The 20,954-nt window shown below is 67.6% G+C and carries 20 protein-coding genes; 9 read left to right on the forward strand and 11 right to left on the reverse strand.

The genetic code is table 11. From position 1 onward, the window contains the following. Positions 1–114 precede the first annotated feature (114 nt). Positions 115–1,194 (forward strand): DUF190 domain-containing protein, encoded by a 1,080-nt coding sequence (locus tag A5712_RS25445; RefSeq protein WP_068111704.1) that lies wholly within the window; start codon positions 115–117, stop codon positions 1,192–1,194. Between the two features lie 9 nt (positions 1,195–1,203). Here A5712_RS25445 and A5712_RS25450 read toward each other — a convergent pair whose 3' ends face one another. The 4 genes from A5712_RS25450 to A5712_RS25465 all read right to left on the reverse strand — a co-directional run bounded on the left by A5712_RS25450 (position 1,204) and on the right by A5712_RS25465 (position 4,602). Continuing rightward, entirely contained in the window at positions 1,204–2,097 is an 894-nt protein-coding gene (locus A5712_RS25450) for a fructose bisphosphate aldolase (RefSeq protein WP_068111708.1), read from the reverse strand. A 118-nt stretch (positions 2,098–2,215) separates the two neighbouring features. Then, the gene (locus A5712_RS25455) at positions 2,216–2,863 is read right to left on the reverse strand and encodes an isochorismatase family cysteine hydrolase (RefSeq protein ID WP_068111712.1); all 648 of its coding nucleotides are present in this window, start codon (positions 2,861–2,863) and stop codon (positions 2,216–2,218) included. An 18-nt stretch (positions 2,864–2,881) separates the two neighbouring features. Continuing rightward, positions 2,882–3,475 carry a cytochrome b gene (locus A5712_RS25460; RefSeq protein ID WP_068111714.1) on the reverse strand — a complete coding sequence of 198 codons (594 nt, stop codon included), beginning with the start codon at positions 3,473–3,475 and terminating at the stop codon, positions 2,882–2,884. Further along, positions 3,472–4,602, reverse strand: coding sequence for a catalase family peroxidase (locus tag A5712_RS25465; protein ID WP_369830433.1), 1,131 nt, complete (start codon positions 4,600–4,602; stop codon positions 3,472–3,474). Before A5712_RS25465 ends, A5712_RS25460 begins: the two co-directional genes overlap by 4 nt. A gap of 391 nt (positions 4,603–4,993) precedes the next feature. Here A5712_RS25465 and A5712_RS25470 point away from each other — a divergent pair, with 391 nt between their 5' ends. After that, positions 4,994–5,392 (forward strand): STAS domain-containing protein, encoded by a 399-nt coding sequence (locus A5712_RS25470; protein WP_068111717.1) that lies wholly within the window; start codon positions 4,994–4,996, stop codon positions 5,390–5,392. Between the two features lie 4 nt (positions 5,393–5,396). Here the strand turns inward: A5712_RS25470 and A5712_RS25475 are convergent, their stop codons facing one another. Both A5712_RS25475 and A5712_RS25480 read right to left on the reverse strand, forming a co-directional pair. Beyond that, on the reverse strand, positions 5,397–6,482 hold the full coding sequence (locus A5712_RS25475; RefSeq protein WP_068111719.1) for a phosphotransferase family protein: 1,086 nt from the start codon (positions 6,480–6,482) through the stop codon (positions 5,397–5,399). Further along, positions 6,479–7,615, reverse strand: coding sequence for a hypothetical protein (locus tag A5712_RS25480; protein ID WP_197519500.1), 1,137 nt, complete (start codon positions 7,613–7,615; stop codon positions 6,479–6,481). Before A5712_RS25480 ends, A5712_RS25475 begins: the two co-directional genes overlap by 4 nt. Positions 7,616–7,739: 124 nt before the next feature. Here A5712_RS25480 and A5712_RS25485 point away from each other — a divergent pair, with 124 nt between their 5' ends. From A5712_RS25485 to A5712_RS25505, 5 genes are all read left to right on the forward strand, one after another. Continuing rightward, positions 7,740–8,360, forward strand: a complete 621-nt coding sequence (locus tag A5712_RS25485) for a TetR/AcrR family transcriptional regulator (protein WP_068111726.1) — start codon at positions 7,740–7,742, stop codon at positions 8,358–8,360. Positions 8,361–8,471: 111 nt separating this feature from the next. Next, positions 8,472–9,608 carry a phosphotransferase gene (locus A5712_RS25490; RefSeq protein WP_197519496.1) on the forward strand — a complete coding sequence of 379 codons (1,137 nt, stop codon included), beginning with the start codon at positions 8,472–8,474 and terminating at the stop codon, positions 9,606–9,608. A gap of 96 nt (positions 9,609–9,704) precedes the next feature. Continuing rightward, complete coding sequence (locus A5712_RS25495; protein WP_068111732.1) at positions 9,705–11,465, forward strand: amidohydrolase family protein; 1,761 nt, start codon at positions 9,705–9,707, stop codon at positions 11,463–11,465. A gap of 10 nt (positions 11,466–11,475) precedes the next feature. Next, positions 11,476–12,834: an SRPBCC family protein gene (locus A5712_RS25500; protein ID WP_068111735.1), complete on the forward strand. Its 1,359-nt coding sequence runs from the start codon at positions 11,476–11,478 to the stop codon at positions 12,832–12,834. 41 nt (positions 12,835–12,875) lie between these two features. Beyond that, positions 12,876–13,256: a hypothetical protein gene (locus tag A5712_RS25505; RefSeq protein WP_231982244.1), complete on the forward strand. Its 381-nt coding sequence runs from the start codon at positions 12,876–12,878 to the stop codon at positions 13,254–13,256. 51 nt (positions 13,257–13,307) lie between these two features. Here A5712_RS25505 and A5712_RS25510 read toward each other — a convergent pair whose 3' ends face one another. Continuing rightward, complete coding sequence (locus A5712_RS25510) at positions 13,308–13,970, reverse strand: response regulator transcription factor (RefSeq protein WP_068111738.1); 663 nt, start codon at positions 13,968–13,970, stop codon at positions 13,308–13,310. Next, complete coding sequence (locus A5712_RS25515) at positions 13,967–15,175, reverse strand: sensor histidine kinase (protein WP_068111743.1); 1,209 nt, start codon at positions 15,173–15,175, stop codon at positions 13,967–13,969. The genes A5712_RS25510 and A5712_RS25515 overlap by 4 nt, the downstream gene beginning before the upstream one ends. 133 nt (positions 15,176–15,308) lie before the next feature. Between A5712_RS25515 and A5712_RS25520 the strand changes: the two genes are divergently transcribed. Then, positions 15,309–15,686, forward strand: coding sequence for a hypothetical protein (locus A5712_RS25520; protein ID WP_068111745.1), 378 nt, complete (start codon positions 15,309–15,311; stop codon positions 15,684–15,686). A gap of 10 nt (positions 15,687–15,696) precedes the next feature. Next, entirely contained in the window at positions 15,697–18,531 is a 2,835-nt protein-coding gene (locus A5712_RS25525; RefSeq protein WP_369830434.1) for an RND family transporter, read from the forward strand. A 3-nt stretch (positions 18,532–18,534) separates the two neighbouring features. Here the strand turns inward: A5712_RS25525 and A5712_RS25530 are convergent, their stop codons facing one another. The 3 genes from A5712_RS25530 to A5712_RS25540 all read right to left on the reverse strand — a co-directional run bounded on the left by A5712_RS25530 (position 18,535) and on the right by A5712_RS25540 (position 20,809). Next, positions 18,535–18,981: a nitroreductase/quinone reductase family protein gene (locus tag A5712_RS25530; protein WP_068111750.1), complete on the reverse strand. Its 447-nt coding sequence runs from the start codon at positions 18,979–18,981 to the stop codon at positions 18,535–18,537. Between the two features lie 93 nt (positions 18,982–19,074). Next, complete coding sequence (locus tag A5712_RS25535; protein WP_068112014.1) at positions 19,075–19,473, reverse strand: VOC family protein; 399 nt, start codon at positions 19,471–19,473, stop codon at positions 19,075–19,077. A gap of 4 nt (positions 19,474–19,477) precedes the next feature. Continuing rightward, a complete protein-coding gene (locus A5712_RS25540) occupies positions 19,478–20,809 on the reverse strand; it encodes a sensor histidine kinase KdpD (RefSeq protein WP_068111751.1) in 1,332 nt (443 codons plus the stop codon). Positions 20,810–20,954 lie beyond the last annotated feature (145 nt).

Raw genomic sequence — 20,954 nt, forward strand, 5'->3', positions numbered from 1 at the left:
ATCAAGGCACACACCAAATTAGCGGCCGCTGCGGCGCCACAGCAGAGGAATTGGTCCCAAATCCGGGTGGCGCGGATCCAATGGGTAAGATCCCGCACGGCGACGGGAGCAGGCATGGACGAGGATTGTCTGAAGCTCAGTGCCTATCTGGCGGAGCGCCGGCGGACCGGCGAGGGCTTCGTCTCCGACGTGCTGCTCAACCTCTACCAACAACATCGGATTGCCAGCAGCGTAGTGCTGCGCGGCATCGGCGGATTCGGGACGGGGCGGCACCTGCGAACCGACGAGTCGCTGACGCTATCCGAGGACCCGCCCGTGGTGATCGTCGCCGTGGACACCCGCAAATCGATCGAGGCTCTGATCGATCCGGTGCTCGCGATCAAACAGCGCGGCCTGGTCACGCTGGAGCGCGCGCGGCTGCTGCGCGAGGACGTCAGGTTGCCGGAGCTACCCGACGACTTGCGCGAGGCCGTCAAGTTGACGATCTACCTCGGCCGCAAGGAGCGTGCCCAGGGGGTGCCGGCCTACGTCGCGGTCTGCGATCTGATGCACCGGCGCCGCATCGCCGGCGCCACCGTTTTGCTGGGCGTCGACGGCCTCATCCACGGACAGCGGCACCGCGCCCACTTTTTCGGTCGCAACGCCGACGTGCCGATGATGGTCGTCGCGGTCGGGTCCGGCGATCGGATCGCGCGGGTGCTGCCGGAGCTCGGCGACCTGCTCCGCCGGCCCATGTTCACGCTGGAACGGGTCCGCGTGTGCAAGCGCGACGGCGAACTGCTCGAACGGCCGCACGCGCTGCCGGGGGTTGACGAACACGGCCTGCCCCTGTGGCAGAAGCTGATGGTCTATACCTCCGAATCGGCGCTGCACGACGGGATGCCGATTCACCGCGCCATCGTCCAGCGGCTCCGTCAGCGCGAATCACCGGACGGCGCGACGGTGGTCCGGGGCATCTGGGGTTATCACGGGGACCACCGACCCCACGGGGACAAGCTGCTCTCGCTGAGGCGTCGCGTGCCGGCGGTCACGATCGTCATCGACACCCCGGCCAACATCGCGGAATGCTTTGACGTCGTCGACGAACTCACACAGCACGAGGGGCTGGTGACCAGCGAGATGGTGCCCGCGCTGGTGTCGGACGACGGCGAACCCGGCCGGGGCGGCCCGCCGATGGCCAACCACCGTTACTAGAGCCGGGCGTCAGCCCGCGACGGACGCGTCGTAGATCGACTGGATCGACTTGTCCAGGGTGGCGTTGAACTGCTCGTCGGACTGGTCGACCGAAAGTCCCTCGGTCAGCGCGCGGCTGAAGCTGGCGATCAGCCCGGTGTTCTTCGCCAGGAGCTCGTTGGCCTCCTCGCGCGAGTAGCCACCGGACAGCGCGACCACGCGCATCACCTTGGGGTGCTCGATCAGCGGACGGTAGAAGTTGACCTCGGTGGGCAGGCTCAGCTTGATCATCACGCGCTGACCGGCCGGCACGGTTTCGAGTTGCTTGGTGATCTCGTCGCGCAGGATGGCCTCGGCCTCGGCCTTGTCCGGGATCGAGATGGTGACCTCGGGCTCGAGGATGGGAACCAGGCCGTGCGACAGCACCTGATGGCCGACCTCGAACTGCTGGGCGACGATCGCCGCGATGCCCGTCGCGTTCGCCCCGCCGATCACCGACCGTTCCTTGGTGCCGAAGACGCCTTTGCTCACGGCCCGCTCGAGCAGCTCGTCCAGTCCCGGCATCGGCTTCATCAGCTGGACGTCGTCGGACGCCTCCGCCAGGCCCTTGTCGATCTTCAGGATGGGCACCACGCCCTTGGTCTCCCAGAGGTACGTGGTCGACGGCACCCCCTCGATGTCCCGGTCCATGGTCTGTTCGAACAGGATCGCCGCCAGCACCCGGTCGCCGTTGAACGCCGGGGAGGTGATGATCCGCGAACGCATCTGGTGGATGAGGTCGAACATCTCCGCGTCGGAGGAATACGCGTCCTCTTGAATCCCATATAGACGCAGCGCCTTGGGTGTCGAGCCGCCGCTCTGGTCGAGCGCTGCAATGAACCCCTTGCCCGACGTCATCCGGTCGGCCTGCTGCTGGTTCGGCATGGAACTTCCCCACTCCCTCGTGGCACTGTCGGGTGCCGATCATATTCGTCCGATCGGGGCGCGGGCGGGCAGGTCGTCAGTCGCCGGTGCACGTCGCGAAGTGCCGCGATCAGCATGATCAGACGCTACCGCCGTTACTTCGGCGCGTTGCCAGGGCGTCCACGACTTCGTCCGCGGTAAGAATCGCGCTCGCGTAGTTGGGGATATTGACCTCGAGCGCGGCGTGCATTTCCCGCTCCGAATAACTGGCGGTCGCGTCCTTGACCACCGTGACGTCGTAGCCGAGTTCGGCGCCGAATCGGACAGTGGCCTCGAGGCAGGTGTGCGCGATAAGTCCGATCATGATGAGCCGACGGATGCCGTGCCTCTTGAGCAGGAGGTCCAGGTCGGTGTTGGCGAAACCACTCGAACACCAATGCTCTTGGGCGACGATGTCGCCCGGCTTGGGCTCGAACCCGGGGTGCAGCTCACCGCCCCAGGTGCCGTATTCGAAGGTCCGGCGCGACCACGCCGCACGCTGGATCGGCGCGATGTACCTCCACGTCTCGTAGTCGCCGGGCCGATACCGATGGTGCAGCGCGTAGAACACGCGGATGCCGGCGGAGCGTGCGGCGTCGAGGACTTGCCGCATGTGTGCGACGCACTGGTTGGCCTCGGCGACGCCCTTCAGGCGATCCCACACCTTCCCGCCCTCGGAGATGAAGTCGTTGTACGGGTCGATCACAACGAGGCCCGTGAGGTCGCTCTCGTACGTCACGTCGGTCATGTTCGCACGACGCGGCCGTCACGCCACGGTGTCGTCCTGTCGCGGGGCGCGGCGTTTGATGGGCCACACCGCCATGCGATCGAGCAGCCCGTCGCGCAGCACCAGTGTGTGAAACAGCACGGCGCAGACGTGGGCGGTGAACGTCAGGAAGAGCAGGAAGGCGAACACGTTGTGGGCCTGCCGGAGCACCGCGTAGAGATCGAGGTCGTGCGGCGCGATGCCCGGTAGCCGCAGCGGCCCCGCCATGGTGATCGGGAATCGGGCGGCCGAGAGCATCGCCCACCCGATCAGGGGCTGGACGAGCAGCAGCGCGTAAAGCAGGTATTCCGACCACGACGCGATGCGGCGTTCGGCCGGGCCCATCGTCGCCAGGAACGGGGGCAACCGGTGGGCGAGCCGGTTCACCAGGCGCACCACGGCGAAGACGAGGATCAACACCCCCAGCGGGCGATGGATGGCCAGCAGCAGCGAGTAGTAGCTCAGCGAAGCGATCATGGTCACGCCGATCACCAGCTGGACGATGACCATCGGCGCCATCAGCCAGTGCAGAATTCGGGAGGGGACGGCGAAACGTGCTGGGGCGCTGGTGGTTTCGCTTGCGGTTCCGGTCATGACAGCACCTTGGTCACGTTGACCTCGCTGGGCGATTTGGGCTCCTCGGCGCGACGGGTGAAGGAGCGTGCGTAGACGGCCGACCTCGCCGGCGGCAGCGGGTCGTCCGACGCGGTGATGCCGTCCGGGAGGACCAGCGGGTCGAAGTTGATATCGCGCGCGTTGCCGGCTTCCTCGGTCTGCACCGCCGTGATGGTGATGGTGCCGGCATCGATGGTCCGCCGCGACTGGGGCCACGGCTTGGTTGCGTCGTGGGTCGGATCGCCCGGCTCGCCGACCGTGAGCACCAGCCGCCAGCTCAGCGGCCGTTGGGATGCCGTGCGGATGAGGTCGTCGAAAAGGTAGTCCTTGCCGTGCGGCGGCTGCGGGCCACCGCCGCCGCCGGCGTTCAGTGGCACCACCGACCAGCGCACCGGAACGGTGGCGCCGGCGCTGTTGGTGAACCAGAAGGCGTTCAGCCCATAAAACGTGCTGTCCGCGAACCCCGTGGTGGGCGGGGACTGCTTGATGATCTTCATCGCCGCGACGGTTTCGGGATGCCGATCGAGGAATGCGGCCAGCTTTTGCGGGTCGGGCTTGCCCGTCTCGGGCAGCGGCTTGGAGGCGAGCAACCGCTCGTAAAACCCCTCCGGGGTGCTGTCCGTGAAGACGGGGAAGTTGATCATCGCGGTGCGCCATTGCTGGCCGTCGGCCTCGAACAGCAGCCCGAGGCCGCGGACGGTGTCCGGTTTGTCCGCCTGGTCCGGCAGGCCGCCGCCCAGCGAGAACCGGCCGACGACCGGCACGGTTCCGGGCCGGAAGACCGCGGCCCGGCAAATGGCCGCGCCCGCCCCGTTGCTGGCAAAAGACCCCGTTGCGCTGAGTCCTTTGGCGTGGTTTCGGCGAAACCCGTCGTGGCGGCCGAAGACGTGCTCGAAGCGATCGGCGAACCGGGGTGGGGTGAGTGTGTCCTGCCGCAGCCAGCCGCCGGCATAGGCAAAGCCGCCGACGTCCACCGCCGCGAAGCCGGCGACGGCGCCCATGCCGAGCAGCGCGGCCCGCCGATTCAGTGCGACGCGATGGGGGTGTTCGGGCTTGGTCGTGTCAACTTCGTCTTCCGGGACGCCATGCTGATCACCGGCCCCCATACCTACCGTCCTTTCCCGCTTTTCCGGGCCAAGCCGCGCAGCCTGGGAACGACACTCGGTGCAAGCAATTCATCCACCTGGGGCTGCCGTGCGCAACACCTGCGGCGTCCTCACGCACATTGCGACCACGTCGCGGCGCCGGAATTCGTTCAGCGGTCGCCTAATGACAACCGACGTTGTAAGCACCCGCCCGGGGCCGGAGCCGCCCTGCCGATCTCCCGTGGCTTAAGATCGAATGATCACGTGCGGCTGCGCTCCGCCTAGCGGCGCAGGATCGATGGGGTGTTTGTCCTCTACATGGGCGTGTTACGCGGGTTGAGTCGACAGCCCCGGCTTGGCGGTAGCTGTTGATTTCTCTGTCCCCGCACCGGACGAATGTGAGTGATGAACCATGATCGAACAATCCGGCGACTCGGCCGATCCGATCGCCTTCGAGGTAGGAAAACGCCAGGTAGACCAGACGGTCGTACTCAGCGTCTCGGGCGAAGTGGACATGCTCAGTGCGCCGCAACTCGCCGAGGCGATACACACCGAGCTGGCCACCGGACCGGCGGGACTCGTCGTAGACCTGTCCAAGGTCGATTTCCTGGCCTCGGCCGGGATGACCGTCCTGGTGTCCGCGCAGGCGGACGTCGCGCCGCCCACTCGGTTCGCGGTCGTCGCGAATGGCCCGGCCACCAGCAGGCCTATCAAGCTCATGGGTTTGGACAATGTGTTGTCGCTGTACAGCACGCTCGACAGCGCGCTGTGCCGTGTCGCCGAAGGTGCAACCTCGCAAGAGCTCGCCTGACGCCCTAGGTGGCGGCCGCCAGGACCTGCTGAATGCGTTCGTCGCGCGGCAGCACGGGACCGTCGTCGAGATCTTCGTCGACGCCTAGCTCGGTCAGGCCGGCTTTGGTCATGAGCGAGGTGCCATAGGCGGCGAGTGCGAGCTTTTGGTCGTCGCTGTGGCCATCCTCGATGAGCATCGCGCCGATCAGGCAGATCACGGCCATCTTGTAGGCGTTGAACGCGCGATACCACGCGCGGTTGCAGAGCGTTATTCCGCTGACCGACTCGTAGTGCGCCAGCAGGGCGTCGATGCCCAGCGCCGCCGGGTGGGTGTTGATACCGACGGGCTGCATCCACAACATCTCGAGCCAACCGATGTCGGTCAATGGATCGCCCACGGTCGTCATCTCCCAGTCGAACACGGCGCTGACCTCGCCGTCGCGAAAGGCGAAGTTGCCGGGTTTGGCGTCGCCGTGCACCAGCGTGACCTTCGGACATGCCCGCGGCTTGCCGGCGCGCAGCGCCTCGTGGAGCCGTTCCAGGGCGGGCAGCCGGTCGCGCTTGACCCGGTTCATCTCGGTAACCCAGTGGTCGAGTTCGCGGTCGAGATGACTGCGACCGTCGTCCAGCCCGTCGAGCCCGGTCTGCACCAGGTCGACGGTGTGGATCGCCGCGAGTTGTTCGACCAGGCTCTGACACATCCGCACCACGGTCGAGTCCGCGACGTCGGCCGGCGCCTCCATCTCGTAGACCTGGCCGGCGGCCCGTTCCATCACGAAGAAGGGGCGGCCGAGCACGTCGCCGGTTTCTTCGAGCCACAGCGCCCGCGGAACACGGACCGCCGAGTCCGCCAGGGCGCGCAGGATCGCGAACTGGCGCGCGAGATCGTAGGGCTCCAGCAGCGCGGGTGGTTTGGGCCGCAGCCGCAGCACCGCGTCTTGGCTAGTGTCCCGGTCGCCGTGCCGGGTGACGACGCTCAGCATCATCATCTCGGCGGAATGTCCGAAGTCCACCCGGTCCAGCCCCTCGGCACGGACGTCGTCAGCGTCGGGTATCTGCGTGCGCAGCCAGGCCGTCAGGCGCTCTTCGGAGTTGGCATCCAGCGTCATTGGCGGACCGGATCGTCTTCTGCGGGCAGCCGGTCGACGGGTGTCTTGTCCTGGGTGAACGCCGACATGTCCATTGCCGTCCAGTTCGGATACCGTTGGTAACCCTGCCCGCCGAGCAGCAATTCGAAAACGCCCCAACCGATGTCGCCATCGATCTCGAACCGCATCAACTGGTCGAGCGCCATCGATTTGCCCTCGGTTTCCGCGAGCTGCTCGGGATCGGTGCTGTCCCAATGGAAATGGATGAAGTACGCTCCGTTGCCCAGGTCCTCGTATTGGCAATGCGCCATCGGAAGGCCGTAGTAGGCGTTGACTTCCTGGCGGGCGGCATCGGCGAAGACGCGGTAGGCGTTGCCGTCTTCGTCGGTGAAGACCAGTGTCGCGCGGGCGGGCCGCTTGTTGTCGCCGTCGAATTCCACCTCGTGCTCGATTTCGACGAATCGCTTCGACAGGGTGCCGTCGGCGTGAGTGATCCCGCCGTCAACGTAATTGACTGTGCCGTCGGAGGATTCGATGACCCATGCCTCGATGGCACGGTCGTCGAATCCGGCGTCGAGCCAAAGCCAGAAGTCGATCTTGTCCGAGACGCGCACGCCGAACGTGCGGTCGCGCCCGCCGTGGAACCCGTCCACGCTGATGCGCTCGCCGTCGATCGTGACCCAGCCGCTCCATCGTCCGGGTTCCTTCATGTGATACATGTCGGCCAGCAGTTGGCCGTCCTCACCGTGCACCTTCATCGGCAGCAGCTCCCACATCGGGGCGGTGGGCTCGTAGTAGAGCTCCCACTCGATGCCGGACTTGTTGGGGGCGACGTCGAGTCTCCACTTCTTCAGCGGCTCGACGCAGGTCCAGCTCATCGGCCCGGCGCGCAGGTCGGCGCGATCGGCGCCGGTCACGGGCCGGCCCGCCAAAAGGTCCCAGTGCCGGCCGTCCGCGAGGCTGACCTTGACGTATCCCAGCGCGGTCCCGGTGTTGGGGTTGTTGCCGTAGCCGCTGGCCAACAGCATGGTGCCGTCGGGCGACGCGGCGAAGAAGTAGCACCGGTCCGACCACGTCGGATCGGGATCGTGCACCCGGTCGAAGGTCGTCGGGAGCTGGTGGGTGAACGACTCGTCGGCGGCGGAGTACCCCATCATCGGCCTCTCTGTCCGGTTAATGACCTGGGCCACAACAAGATTCGATGCATTGCGACTGCACCGCGGTTGCCCGTGGCATCAGATACCGAAGTAGCACAACGCATCCCGTACCATCGGCGAGATGGAACCGAGCCGGTGGTGGGGCGCCGACCGCGCGATCCTCGACGACGAGGAGGCCCGCAGGCGGATCCTCGACGCCGCGGGGCGCTGCATCGTCCGCCGGGGGAACTCTCAGTTCCGGATGGGTGAGGTGGCCGACGAGGCCGGGGTGTCGCGGTCGACGGTGTACCGGTACTTCCCCGGCCGCGACGATGTGTTGCTCGGCCTGATGCTGATGCGAGTCGACAAAGCGCTTGGTGATCTGGTGCGCTCGCTGCCCGCGCCGGACGACCCGGTTCGGTCGGTGCCCGAAATGGTGTTGGCGCGGGTCGAGTCGGTGGCCGGCAATCCACTGAACGAGGCGATGTTCGCCGCGGAGAGCACCGCGGTGGCCGCGGCCCTGGAGAAGGGCTCGGAGCCCTTCGTGGAACTCCTGCTGCGGCACTACGAACCCCTGCTGAGCCGGTGGAAGCGGGCGGGGCGCCTCTACGACGACCTCGACTTTCGCTCGATCGTCCAGTGGTTGCACACCACCACGTTGTTTCTGCTGGGGCCGTCGTGGCGGTATCGCCCGGCCGTCGACAAACGCGAGTTCGTCGAGCAGTTCGTGGTGCGGGCCCTGGTGCCACCAATCAGACAATAATCACGTATTGTCTGATGTCCAGACGTTCGGGTATTTTTGTCTGACGGGACCCCGGGTCGGTTGAGTGACCCCTCCCGCCGGCACGGGGATCCCGAACCAGATCGGATGCATATGAAAAACCTTGCGGAACAAGCTTTTTCCCTCGTGGGCTTGGCCGCTCACCTGGGCCAGGGGGTCCGCCGGGTGGCCGCCGACGCGGTGGTGGGGGCCCGGCTGGGGTTGCCCCGGACGGTCGCTGACATCGACGCCCGGGTCCTGTCCAAGCTGATGGGAACCAGCGTCCGGTCGGTGCGCGTGCTCGACCGGGACGCCGGGACCTCGTCGCGGGTCCGGCTCGTGCTGACCGGCAAGAACGTCCCCGAATCGGTGTTCGTCAAGGTCGCCGCCGAAACCACCGCCACCCGCCTGATGGGCGAGCTCGGCCGCCTAGGACATACCGAGGTGCGTTTTTACAACGAACTGGCACCGCAACTGCACGGCCTGCCGCAGGCCTACGGCGCGGCGTTCGACACCTGGACGGGCCGTTACCTGCTGGTTCTGGAAGACCTGCCCGCCGGATCGTGCGAATTCCCCGACACCCTGCACCCGCTGTCCCCCGACCAGGCCAGCCTCATCGTCGAATTGCTGGCCGATCTGCACGCCACCTTCTGGGACCGCCTCCCGCGCGACCGCCGCGGCCCGCTCGGCTGGCTGTACACCCCGTCTGACGACGTCACGTCGTTGTTAACCGGTTCGCTGATGCACGCCTCGATCAAACGGCTCGCAGGACGCACCGAAATCCCCGTCGAGAACGGCGCTTTCATCGCCGACAACTACCGCGCCGTCGCCGCGCTGATCGACACGCCCCCGCACACCGTCATGCACGGCGACGCCCACCCCGGCAACATGTATTTCGACGGCGGCAAGGCGGGGCTGCTGGACTGGCAGGCGGTCCGGCGCGGACACCCCTCCCGCGAGCTGGCGTACACGCTGATCACCAGCTTGACCCCGGAGGACCGCATGGCGAACCAACGGGAGCTGCTCGACGACTACCGACGCGCCCTGGCGGCGGCCGGCGGACCGGACCTCGACCGCGACGAGCTGTGGCGGCGCTACCGGCAGGGCGCGATGTACGCGTATGTGGCCCCGCTGATCACCGCGGGGATGGGCGGAATGCAGGTCGAAGGCATCGCGATGGAGGGCCTGCGGCGCGGCGTGGCAGCGCTGGACGACCTGGAAACCATTGCGGCACTGAAGAGTTGTCTCTAGCCCCAAGTTCGCAGGATTCATTGACTGAAGGTGCCGGGAGGAATATCGTCAGTACTTACGCTACGCGGCGTAGCGTAATGCGCGGAGAGGCCCCTCATGTTCGATCTCAAGATCACCGGTGGCACTGTCGTCGACGGCACCGGCGCCGACCGCTATCGGGCCGACGTCGGCATCAAGGACGGCGTGATCGTCGACGTCGTCCGACGCGGTGCCGACGACCCCCCGCTGGCCGGTGAGGCCGCCGAAACCATCGACGCGACAGGGCATCTGGTGGCCCCCGGGTTCGTCGATATCCACACCCATTACGACGGCCAGGTGAGCTGGGACGGCCTACTCGAGCCGTCCAGCGGCCACGGCGTCACGACGATCGTGACCGGCAACTGCGGGGTCGGCTTCGCCCCCGTGCGGCCCGGCAGCGAGCAATGGCTGATCGAGTTGATGGAGGGCGTCGAGGACATCCCCGGCACCGCGCTCACCGAGGGCATCACCTGGGGCTGGGAAACCTACCCCGAGTACCTCGACGCGATCGGTAAGCAGAAGTTCGCGATCGACGTGGGCAGCCAGGTCGCCCACGGCGCCGTCCGCGCCTATGCGATGGGCGAGCGGGGCGCCCGCAACGAGCCCGCCACGCCCGACGACATCGCGGCCATGTCGCGGCTGGTCACCGAGGCCATCGAGGCCGGCGCGCTCGGATTTTCGACGTCGCGCACAATGGGCCACCGCGCGATGGACGGCGAGCCGGTGCCCGGCACCTTCGCCGCCGAGGAGGAACTGTTCGGCCTGGGCCGCGCCATGGCCGCGGGCGGTCAGGCCGTGTTCGAGCTGGCCCCGCAGGGGGCCGCGGGCGAGGACATCATCGGCCCGAAGAAGGAATTGGACTGGATGCGCCGGCTGAGCGCCGAGATCGACCGCCCGGTGTCGTTCGCCCTCATTCAGGTGGACGCCGACCCGAAGCTGTGGCGCGAGATGCTTGACCTCTCCGCGGATGCGCACGCGGCGGGCGCACGGCTGCACCCGCAGATCGCGGCGCGCCCGTTCGGCATGATGATCGGCTTCCAAGGGCATCACGGCTTCAGCCATCGGCCGACGTATCGCAAACTCGCGGCCGAATGCAGCCGCGCCGAGCTCGCGCAGCGCCTCGCCGATCCCGCGGTGAAGGCGGCCATCCTCGCCGAGGACGACCTGCCGGTGGACCCGACGCTGCTGTTCGACGGGATGTTCGCCTTGGTGCAGCACTCGCTGCACCGCCTCTACGCACTGGGCAACCCACCCGACTACGAGCCGACGCCCGACCGCACCGTCGCCGCGATCGCCAAGGAACGCGGCGAGGACCCGCTGGCCACCCTCTACGACCTCATGCTCGAGGCGAACGCGACCAACATGTTGATGCTGCCGCTGTTCAACTACGCCGACGGCAACTGCGACGCGATCCGGGAGATGATGCTGCACCCCGCCGGCGTGCTGGGACTCTCCGACGGCGGCGCACACTGCGGAATGATCTGTGACGCTTCCTATCCCACCTTCCTGCTGACGCACTGGGCCCGGGACCGTCGGCGGGGCGAGAAGCTGCCGCTCGAGTACGTGATCCGCAAGCAGTCCCGCGACACCGCGCACCTGTTCGGCCTCACCGACCGCGGAACCATCGAGGTCGGCAAGAAGGCCGACATCAACGTGATCGACATGGACGCCCTGCGACTGCACCCGGCGGCGATGGCCTTCGACCTACCGGCCGGCGGCCATCGGATCCTGCAGGGCGCGAGCGGCTATGCCGCCACGATCGTCAGCGGGACGGTGACCCGCCGCAACGACGTCGACACCGGGGCGCGCCCCGGCCGCCTGGTGCGCGGAGCGCGTTAGGGCTCCGCGCATGAACGCGTCAGTGGGCAACCCCGCTCGAACCCGCCCCCATGCCCAAGAGGACGCGATCGGCACCCCGCCCGCCTGCCCGACCCTGGTGCCGGCCGAGCGCTACTACTCGCCGGCGTTCGCCCAACTCGAGGTCGAACGGATGTGGCCGAAGGTGTGGCAGCTCGCCTGCATGGTCGACCACGTCGCCGAGCCGGGCGACTACTTCGAGTACCGCTGCGGCCCCTACGGGGTGCTGATCGTGCGCGGCGCGGACGGCGTCTTGCGCGCGTTCCAGAATGCCTGCCGCCACCGCGGCAACTCGCTGTGCACCGGCTCGGGTTCCGGGCTGCGCGAGCTCAAGTGCGGGTATCACGGGTGGACCTGGGACCTCGCCGGCACGCTGAAGCGGGTGCCCGACCGCAAGGGCTTCGGCTCGCTGCGGCTGTCCGACTTCCCGCTGATACCCGCCCGGGTCGACACCTGGGAGGGGCTGGTCTTCGTCAACCTCGATGTCGGCGCGATGCCGCTGCTCGAGTACCTCGAGGCGGTGCCCGACGACATCGCGTGGTGCCACCTGAGCGACTTCCGCTGCTACGCGACGCTGACCATCGACGTCGACGCCAACTGGAAGACGATCGCCGACGGCTACAGCGAGACCTACCACATCCAGACGCTGCATCCCGAGCTGCTGCGCTGCGTCGACGACGTCCATGCGCCCCAACAGATCTGGGGCCACACCGGAAAGTCGGACCAGCCTTACGGCGTACAGAGCCCCCGCTTCGAGGGCGCGCTGAGCGACGAAGAGGTCTGGGACGCCTACGTCTACACGCAGGGCGCCCTGATGGGCGCGGCCGAAGGCACGCCCTTCCCCGCCGACGAACGCCGGCCCGGGCAGACCGTCCAGGACTTGATCGCGGCGCGCACCCGCGCCTTCGCGGCCAGCCGCGGAGTGGACCTCGACTGGGCCGACACCGACCGGGTCACCCGGCTGCACCAGTACAACGTGTTCCCCAACATGACATTTCTGGCCAACGCCGACCACCTGACGCTGATGTGCTCGAGGCCCGGAGCCGATCCCGATCACGGCGAAATGGTCATCTTCCTGATGACCCGGATGGCGCCGGGCGCACCGCGGTGCAAGCCGGCGGACGTGCGAAGCACCGCCGGGGAGGCCGAACCGGGCTTGGTGCTGACCCAGGACATCCGGTTGCTCGCGGGCTTACAGCGCGGCCTGCACCAACCCGGGTTCACCCACCTGGCGCTCTCGAGCGAGGAACGGCGCGTCATCAACATGCATCGCAACCTCGAGCGCTATCTGGACTTGCCCGAGTCCGAGCGGATGAGCGGCGGTGAAAAGGTGCCGCCGGAATTCGATTAGACCTCCCGGAATCGGGTAGGCGCGCATTAGACTCCCGGCTTGTGACGAGTCCGTCCGATGCCTGGGGCTACGAACGGCGGCAACTCTTGCATCAGGTACAGATGCGATGTCAGGCACTCGGCCGCAGGCGGGCGCGGCGGCTGTGTCACCATTTCGAGCGCGTCGGCGTCCACACCGCCCCCGAACGCCTGCGCCAGATGGTGGCCGGGGGGCCCGTCGCCGACGATGAAGTGACGGATGTGAATTTCGCGTTGATCGCGATGCAGCTCAATCGCGAGGCCCGGGGCGCGAGGGTCAAGCGCCTCAAGCGCCAGGGCACCCGCTCGCTGCTGTTCATGGGCCTGGTCCTGGTGGTACTCAACTTCCTCTTCTGTATCGCCTACGTGTTGCTGAACCTGGCCCAGCAGGCCACCCCACTGTGAATTCGGGCTATTAGGTCGCCGTCACTGCGGTCGCCGCACCTCTTGACGTTTTCAGCGCGGGGCGACGATCCCGTTGTCGTAGGCGTAGACGATCGCCGCGGCGCGATCCCGCAGGTCGAGTTTCCCGAAGATCCGGCCGATGTGACTTTTGACGGTGACACCCGAGATGCAAAGTTCGTCGGCGATTTCGCTGTTGGACAGTCCCTTCCCGATCAGCGTCAGCACGTCCAACTCGCGCGTGGTGAGCTGTGCGATCTCGTTGCCCCGCCGTTCGCAGGCGTCGGGGGCGGCCTTGCGGTAGGTGGTGAGGACGCGGGAGGTGACCGCGGGATCGAGGTAGCTGTCTCCCCGGGCCACCGTCCGCACGGCGCGGATCAACTCCTCGGCCGACGAGTCCTTGAGCACGAATCCGGCGGCCCCGGCCCGCAGCGCCCCGGACAGCAAGTCGTCCTCGTTGAATGTGGTCAACGCGAGCACTGGCGTGCCGCCGGCCAACCTTCGCGTCGCCTCGATCCCGTCGACCCGCCGCATTCGCAGGTCCATCACGACGACGTCGGGCCGGTGCGCGGCAACGGCGGCGGGCACCTCGTCCCCGTCGGCGCATTCGGCGACGACGTTGAATCCGTCCTTGCGGCGCAGGATCCGGCGCAACCCGGACCGCACCAAGTCCTGGTCGTCGACCAGCAGCACCGCGATCTCGGCCTCGTCGATCACAACTTGCACCACGGCGGCCGCCAGCCCGTGTCGCCCGCTTCGAGCGGGATCTCGGCACGCACCGACCACCCGTCGCCCGTCGGGCCGACGTCGATCGCGCCGCCCAGCAGTTCGACGCGCTGGCGCATGCCGCTCACCCCGCGCCCTTCCGCGCACGGGGCCGCGGCCACCGCGGCCGGCAGCCGATTGTCGATGACGAGGCTTGCCGAGACCGCTGAGACGCTCAGCGCCACCGTGGATTTCGAGTCGGGGGCATGTTTGGCGATGTTGGTCAGCGATTCCTGGGCGATGCGATACAGCGCGTGACCGACGGCCGCCGAGACGCGCGGGGTGGGACCCTCGACGCGCAGTGTGACGGCCAGACCGGCTCGCTCGTAATCCCCGACGAGTAGCCGGATGTCGTCAACGCCCGGCTCGGGCGCGATCTTCATTGGCGAATCGTTGAGCAGCCCTACGGTCCGGCGGATGTCGGCCATCGCCTGCCGGCCCAGCCGCTCGGCCTGTTCGAGCGCCTCGACCGCGTCGTCGACGTCGCGATCCTGCTGCAGCGCCCGCCGCGCACCGGTCACGTGCAACAGCGTGATGGACAGCGAGTGGGCGATGACGTCGTGCACTTCTCGGGCGATGCGCCGACGCTCGTCGGCGGCGGCGTGCTCGGCCAGCGCCTCCTGCGCGCGTATCTGCTCGGCCAGCAGCAGCCGTTGGCTGCGCATGATGTAGCCGAGCAGCCAGCCCGCCGCAACGAAACCGAGGTATAGGGCGACAGCGTCCAGGCGGTGAAGCGCGGCCGCCGCGAGCAGCAGCCCGGCCGCCGACGCGGCTGCCAGCAAGCCGCCCGCGATGGAGCTCAAGGTCGCGACGGATAGGACCATGAGCACCAGCAGCGCCGGGGCGAAATCGGCATGAACGGGTGTCGGCGTGCCGAACAGCATGATGGCGGTGGCCGTCGACCAGGTTGCCCACATCAGCAGCGGGCTGAGCTTCATGTTGAAGAAAAAGAACAGCAGCGTCGGTGAGACCGACACCGCGAGCGCCGCCAGCACCACGGGCAGGCCGGCGGTTGGGCGTTGCAGGATCGCGATCACCCAGGCGCCCACCTCGGTGACGTCGACAGCGACAAACGACGTCCAGGTGATACCCAAGGGGATCAGCTCGCTGCGCCGGCCAAGCTGCTCCCGCAAGTAATCCGCGGCGGCACGCAACATCGTCCAATCCTAAGAGAGCTCCGCTCCTCGCAACATCATGCCGAGGTCGGCACCCGTCTCCGCCCCTGGTAGGAGGCAAAGACCGAACCTCGGCACGACGCGCGGCAGAGGTCCGCCTTCCTAACGTCGAGGCATGACATGGACACTGCTGCACGACCGGATGGCCTTCATGGCCAACGTGATCAAGGCCGCCGAGACCGATCCCGAGGCGGCCCTCGCGCTGGCCGACGGTTCGTCCGAGGTGTCTCGGCTGTTCGGCGACGAGGAAGGCCTACTGCTATCGCTGCGGCAGCGCTGGATGACGATGCTCGTCGCCAAGCTGGATCAGGCGGTGCACGACGGCGTTGCGGCCGAACGGGTGCGGGCCGACCTCGCGGCCGCCGAGCCCGGGCTGCACGCCCTGCTGGAGATCGCGTCCCGGCGCTCGCTGCGGGTGCGTTCCCTGTCCGGGGACGAGCGACGGGTCATGGAGTTGCTGGGCGGACCCAGCGATCGGCAGACCGTTGCTTGACGGCACGGGAATGCTCTCGCGCCTTAGCGGCCGATACGCGACCCTGATCGTCGGCCTGTGGGTCCTGGCAGCGGCCGGCGCGAATCTGGCCATCACACAACTGGAGCGGGTGGTGGACACGCACGCCCGCGCGTTCATGCCCGCCGAGGCGCCGAGCTCCGTCGCCGCGTCCCGCGCCGCCGGGCTGTTCGGCCAAAAGCCAAGCAACAACTTCGTTTATGTTGTGCTGGAACGTGATCAGCGCCTCACGCCGCGCGACCGCCAGTTCTATGACGCGCTGACTGCGGCCCTGTCCGCCGATCGCGCCCACGTGAACGCGTTGACCGACTTGTGGTCACACCCCGCCACGGCCGCGGGCGCCCAGAGTTCCGACGGGCGGGCCGTCAGCCTGATGGTGCGGCTCGCCGGAATGCTCGGCACGTCGGAGGCCCGCGATTCGGTGAATGCCGTGCGCGGCGACGTGTCCAAGCTGTCACCGCCGCCGGGCCTGCGCGTCCTCGTCACGGGTCCCGGCGCCACCATCGTCGACGAATTCTCCGCGATCGACCGGCAGATGCTCATGATCACCGCCGCCACCGTCGGTGTCATCCTGCTGTTGTTGCTGTTGATATCCCGATCGCCGATCGCCGCGGCGATACCCCTGACCTCGGTCGGAATCGCGCTGGCCCTGGCCCGTTCCGTGGCCGCGGCCGTTGGCCAGGCCAATGTCGTTGAGGTGTCGCTGTTCTCGGCGGCGCTCATGGCGGCGATGACGCTGGGCGCGGGCACCGACTACGCGATCTTTCTCATCGGCCGCTACCACGAGGGCCGGCGCCGCGGTATCGAGCCGACGCAGGCGCTGGCCGAGGCCTACCGGGCCGTCGCGCCGGTGGTCATCGGATCGGCGCTGACGGTGTCGGTTGCGTTGGGATGCCTTGGCTTAGCCCGGGTGGGGATGTTCCGCAGCGCCGGGATACCTTGCGCGATAGGGGTTTTAGTCACCATGGCCGCCGCGCTGACGCTGACACCGGCGCTGATGGGCCTGGCCCTGCGCGGGGGGTTTCTCGAGCCGCGGCCCTCGGCGACGTCGCGGCGCTGGCGGCGCGTGGGAGCAGCGGTGGCGCGCTGGCCCGGCCCCATCCTGGTCACCGCGGGCGGCTTGACCCTGCTGGCGGCGCTGCCGCTGGCGGGCACCCGGATCGGCTGGAACGAACCGGCCGCCACCCCCGCCGTCGCCGAATCCAGCCGCGGCTACGCGGCCAGCGACCGGCACTTTGCGTCGAATTCGCTCCTGCCCGAAATCGTCACCATTCAGGCCGACCATGACCTGCGCACCCCGGCGGGGCTGATCGCGGTGGAACGGATCACGCGCCAGATCATGGCGATCCCGGGTGTGCGCATGGTGCAGTCCGCGAGCCGCCCCGACGGCAGGGTGCCCGACGAGGCGACGTTGACGTATCAGACCGGAGTGCTCGGCCGTCAGCTCGGGGACACGATCGACTCACTGACCCAACGGCTGAACCGGGTCTCCGAACTCGACAGCGCTCTGGCGCAGACGCAAACCGCGGTGGACAGGCTCGGGGGTGGATTGCGTGGCGGCAGTGCGGGTTTGGCCGACATGTCCGCCGCCGCTGACGACATGCGCAGCGGCATGGACGGCGTGCAACGCTCTGTCACGACAGTATCGGGTTACCTCGACCCGCTGCGGGATTTCGTCGCTCGCACCCCGGGCTGCGATGCCAACCCGATCTGCTCGACGGTGGACCGTGTGCTCCAGCCCGTCGACAACCTGGTGCAGACCTCGACGCGGCTCGGCGACGGCGCGGCCAAGCTGACCAGCGGGTCAAGCGTCGCCGCGACGGCCATCTCGAGCTTGCCACAGACCGTGAATTTGATGAAAGACGCCCTCGCACAAGCGCGCTCGGCCACTCACGAGTTGCTGAGCCTGAGCGACACGATCGGGCCGCAGCTGCACCAGCTGACCGACTACCTGACCGAGATCGCCACCCAATTTCAGGGCAGCGCCGCGTCCGGTTTCTACCTGCCGCAACGCGCGCTGAGCGACCCGCGGTACGTCGAGGTCCTGCACCAACTGATCTCGGCCGATGGCCGCGCCACCTACCTGCTGGTCTACGGCAACGGCGACGAGTGGGGCGCCGAGGGCGCGGCGCGCGCGGATCGGGTGCGCACCGCGATCAACGAGGCCACCAAGGAGGGAACGCTGGCGCCGACGGGAGTCGACGTGGCCGGCGTCGGCCCCGTGACCGCCGATCTGCAGCACTTTGTCGCCCGTGACAGCGCATTGCTCGTGGGTGCGGCGCTGGTCCTCATCTTCCTGATCGTCACGGCGATGCTGCGAAGTCCGGTGGCCGGGCTGGTCGTCGTCGGCACCGTCGTCGCCTCCTACGCGTCGGCACTGGGCATCAGCGCGCTCATTTGGCAGCGCCTGCTTGATCACGAGCTGCACTGGGCGGTCGCCCCCATCGCCTTCATCGCATTGATCGCCGTCGGCGCGGACTACAACCTGCTGCTGGCGTTGCGGATCAAGCAGGAGGCAACCGCGGGAATCAGAACGGGCATCATCCGCGCGTTCGGCGGCACCGGCGGGGTAGTCACGACCGCGGGCATCGTTTTCGGGCTCACCATGCTCGCGTTGCTGGGCAGCAGCGTGCTCAGCATTGCGCAGATCGGCACGACCATCGCGATCGGGTTGATGATGGACACGCTGGTCGTGCGGGCGCTCGTTGTGCCGTCCATCGTCGCGCTGCTGGGTAGATGGTTCTTCTGGCCGCGGGTCGCCCCGCCGCGCGGTCCGGCGCCGATGAAAGCGCCCGAGCGCCAACTGGTTTCGACGGCAAGCAGCTAGCCTTTAGGATGCCGGCGCGGCGTCGAGCCGGAACACCGCACATCGGCCGGCGAGGGCCTCGAACTCATCGGCGGTGCCGTGCTCCACCAACCCGGAGCGCTTGTAGAACCCCACTCCCCGCGGCACCTTTTCCGGAAAAGCGCGCAGCACGGGACGGGCCTGCTCCACGGAGAGTTCGGCAAACGCCACACGCTCAGCTTTGCGGCCGCGCATGATGGTTCCGGTGCTGGCGGCGCGCGCGTTGAGCACCCAATCGGCCTGCGAATGTCCGACGAGGTAGCGGCTGTCATGAAGCGTGAACGGCGTGACGGGCGTGCTGCGCGGCCTCCCAGATTTGCGGCCCGGCACGGTAAGAACCCGGACTGGTCCGGCGACGATACCGAGTTTCTGCATCTCCATCATCACCTTGTTCATCGCCTTGAGCCAGGCTGGCGGTTTGGGATCAGTCATCTCGTCCCCCGGTCACTCCTCGGCGAATCGGTGTGGCGGCGCTTTCCCAGTGATATCAACCTGCCTGATTCATGTCAAGGGCCCTGATATCCCTTAGTCGCGGTCGTGGTGGCACACGGCCTCGAGACGCAGACCGAAGGGGTCATACCAGAAGGTGGCGTAATAGTGGGCGGCGTACTGCGGGAAATGTCGCGGGGGATGGATGACCGTGCCGCCGATCCGAAGGACATGGTCGTGTACGGCGTGCACCGAGGATCTGCGCCGCACCATGAACGCCAGGTGCTGCAGACCGGTCCGCTCTGCGGAGTACTCGCCCGGTTGGCCCGACGGGTAGAAGAACAGGTACGTCCCGGGCTTGTTGTCCGCGGGTTTGTAGGCGAATTCGTCGACGGCATCAAGGAAGAGCTCAAATCCGACCAAGGGCATCAGCGCGTCGTAGTACCGTTTCGCGGCCCGGAGGTCCGGCACGTTGACACCGAGGTGGCCGAGCATCGCGTCAGCTGGCCGGCCCGCGCCCGTCACCGGCCAGCCGGAGCAGCAGACGCGTGCCGCCCAACGGACTGGAGTGCAGGGACGCTGTCCCGCCGTGTAGTTCGGCCTGCTGGGCGACGAGAGCCAGCCCGAGACCCGACCCGGAACGGGAAGCGGTAGACCCGCGCGAGAAGCGTTCGAAGACCGCGGTGCGCTCGGACTCGGGCACCCCGGTGCCGTTGTCGTCGACGGCGATTTCCACGCCCTCGCCGGAACTGGTTACGTAGAGCCGGATTTCGGTGGCGCTACCGTGCTTGACGGCGTTGGCGATCGCGTTGTCGATCACCAGCCGCAGCCCCGTGGGCAATCCCACCATCAGCACCGTGGGCGACGGCACCAGCGACACCTGCACGTCGGGGTAGATCCGAAGGGCGTCGTGCGCGGCACGATCCAGAAGCTCCGTGATGTCGAACGGGACAAAGTCGTCGACCGTGGTCAGTTCACCCTGTGCGAGCCGTTCCAGCGCCGTCAGCGTCGCTTCGATCCGGCTCTGGGTGCGGATGACGTCACCGATCACCTCTTGGCGTTGTTCCCGCGGTATTTCCAAGGTGGACAACACTTCCAGGTTGGTGCGCATGGCGGTCAGCGGGGTGCGCAGCTCGTGCGACGCGACGGCGGCGAAGTCGCGGGCCGACTCCAGCGCCGCCTTGGTGCGCTGTTGCTCGTTGCCGATGCGGGCCAGCATGCCTTCGACGGCTTCGGCGATCTCCACGGCCTCGCGCACGCCCCGAACCTGGACTTCGTCGGGGCTGGATTGGGCGTTGATGGCGCGGGCCTGCTGCGCCAGCAACAGGAACGGATTGACCATGATCAACGAGATGACCCAGCCGACGAGGATCGTGCCGCCGATGACGCTGCCGCAGATGAGCAACACCCGCAGGTGCAGTTCGTTGATCCGGTGCTGCGCTTCGGCCAGCGGGGCGGCGAGCGCGATCGAGGCGGGGCCCGCGCTGAAGGTGCGGACGCGGTACTGCACGCCGTTGATGGTGGTGTTGGCGTATCCGTTCGGAAGCTTCGGCAAAACGATATTGCCCGGAACGGACACCGTGACATCCCCGATGCGCGCGGTGCGCACCAGGTTGCCGTCCGGCGTCGGCCGATCGGGATTGGCGAGCTGGCCGCTGTTGATCAGCGTGTTGATGTCTCCCAAACTGCTCACCGAATCCAGCCGGCGGTCGAGCTGGCTGTATTGATCGTTGGTGACGCCGATCCACACCCACGCGCCCAGAAGGACGACCAGCGTGATCACCGACAGCGCGGCGACGATGAGGATGGTGCGCAGCGAGAGCACCTTCATCGGCAACCGCAGACGATGAGGCGGAGGCCTATCGGTCGCCATCACTCACACCGTCCGCGGCAGCGGCCGAACTTCTCGTGACATCTTGCCTTCCGTCTTGGCCCTGGCTTGACCAACGAGCTCAGGATATAGGCGCGATGTTTGA

The organism is Mycobacterium sp. E2327, from assembly GCF_001672675.1.
Lineage (GTDB): Bacteria > Actinomycetota > Actinomycetes > Mycobacteriales > Mycobacteriaceae > Mycobacterium.

Coding starts and splice junctions, on each gene's coding strand:
- A5712_RS25445 (WP_068111704.1), top strand. CDS start 115: ATGGACGAGGATTGTCTGAAGCTCAGTGCCTATCTGGCGGAGCGCCGG.
- A5712_RS25530 (WP_068111750.1), bottom strand. CDS start 18,981: ATGACTGATCCCAAACCGCCAGCCTGGCTCAAGGCGATGAACAAGGTG.
- A5712_RS25470 (WP_068111717.1), top strand. CDS start 4,994: ATGATCGAACAATCCGGCGACTCGGCCGATCCGATCGCCTTCGAGGTA.
- A5712_RS25520 (WP_068111745.1), top strand. CDS start 15,309: ATGACATGGACACTGCTGCACGACCGGATGGCCTTCATGGCCAACGTG.
- A5712_RS25515 (WP_068111743.1), bottom strand. CDS start 15,175: ATGTTGCGTGCCGCCGCGGATTACTTGCGGGAGCAGCTTGGCCGGCGC.
- A5712_RS25450 (WP_068111708.1), bottom strand. CDS start 2,097: ATGCCGAACCAGCAGCAGGCCGACCGGATGACGTCGGGCAAGGGGTTC.
- A5712_RS25540 (WP_068111751.1), bottom strand. CDS start 20,809: ATGAAGGTGCTCTCGCTGCGCACCATCCTCATCGTCGCCGCGCTGTCG.
- A5712_RS25460 (WP_068111714.1), bottom strand. CDS start 3,475: ATGACCGGAACCGCAAGCGAAACCACCAGCGCCCCAGCACGTTTCGCC.
- A5712_RS25455 (WP_068111712.1), bottom strand. CDS start 2,863: ATGACCGACGTGACGTACGAGAGCGACCTCACGGGCCTCGTTGTGATC.
- A5712_RS25475 (WP_068111719.1), bottom strand. CDS start 6,482: ATGACGCTGGATGCCAACTCCGAAGAGCGCCTGACGGCCTGGCTGCGC.
- A5712_RS25480 (WP_197519500.1), bottom strand. CDS start 7,615: ATGGGGTACTCCGCCGCCGACGAGTCGTTCACCCACCAGCTCCCGACG.
- A5712_RS25465 (WP_369830433.1), bottom strand. CDS start 4,602: ATGGGGGCCGGTGATCAGCATGGCGTCCCGGAAGACGAAGTTGACACG.
- A5712_RS25535 (WP_068112014.1), bottom strand. CDS start 19,473: ATGCTCGGCCACCTCGGTGTCAACGTGCCGGACCTCCGGGCCGCGAAA.
- A5712_RS25525 (WP_369830434.1), top strand. CDS start 15,697: ATGCTCTCGCGCCTTAGCGGCCGATACGCGACCCTGATCGTCGGCCTG.
- A5712_RS25485 (WP_068111726.1), top strand. CDS start 7,740: ATGGAACCGAGCCGGTGGTGGGGCGCCGACCGCGCGATCCTCGACGAC.
- A5712_RS25500 (WP_068111735.1), top strand. CDS start 11,476: ATGAACGCGTCAGTGGGCAACCCCGCTCGAACCCGCCCCCATGCCCAA.
- A5712_RS25490 (WP_197519496.1), top strand. CDS start 8,472: ATGAAAAACCTTGCGGAACAAGCTTTTTCCCTCGTGGGCTTGGCCGCT.
- A5712_RS25495 (WP_068111732.1), top strand. CDS start 9,705: ATGTTCGATCTCAAGATCACCGGTGGCACTGTCGTCGACGGCACCGGC.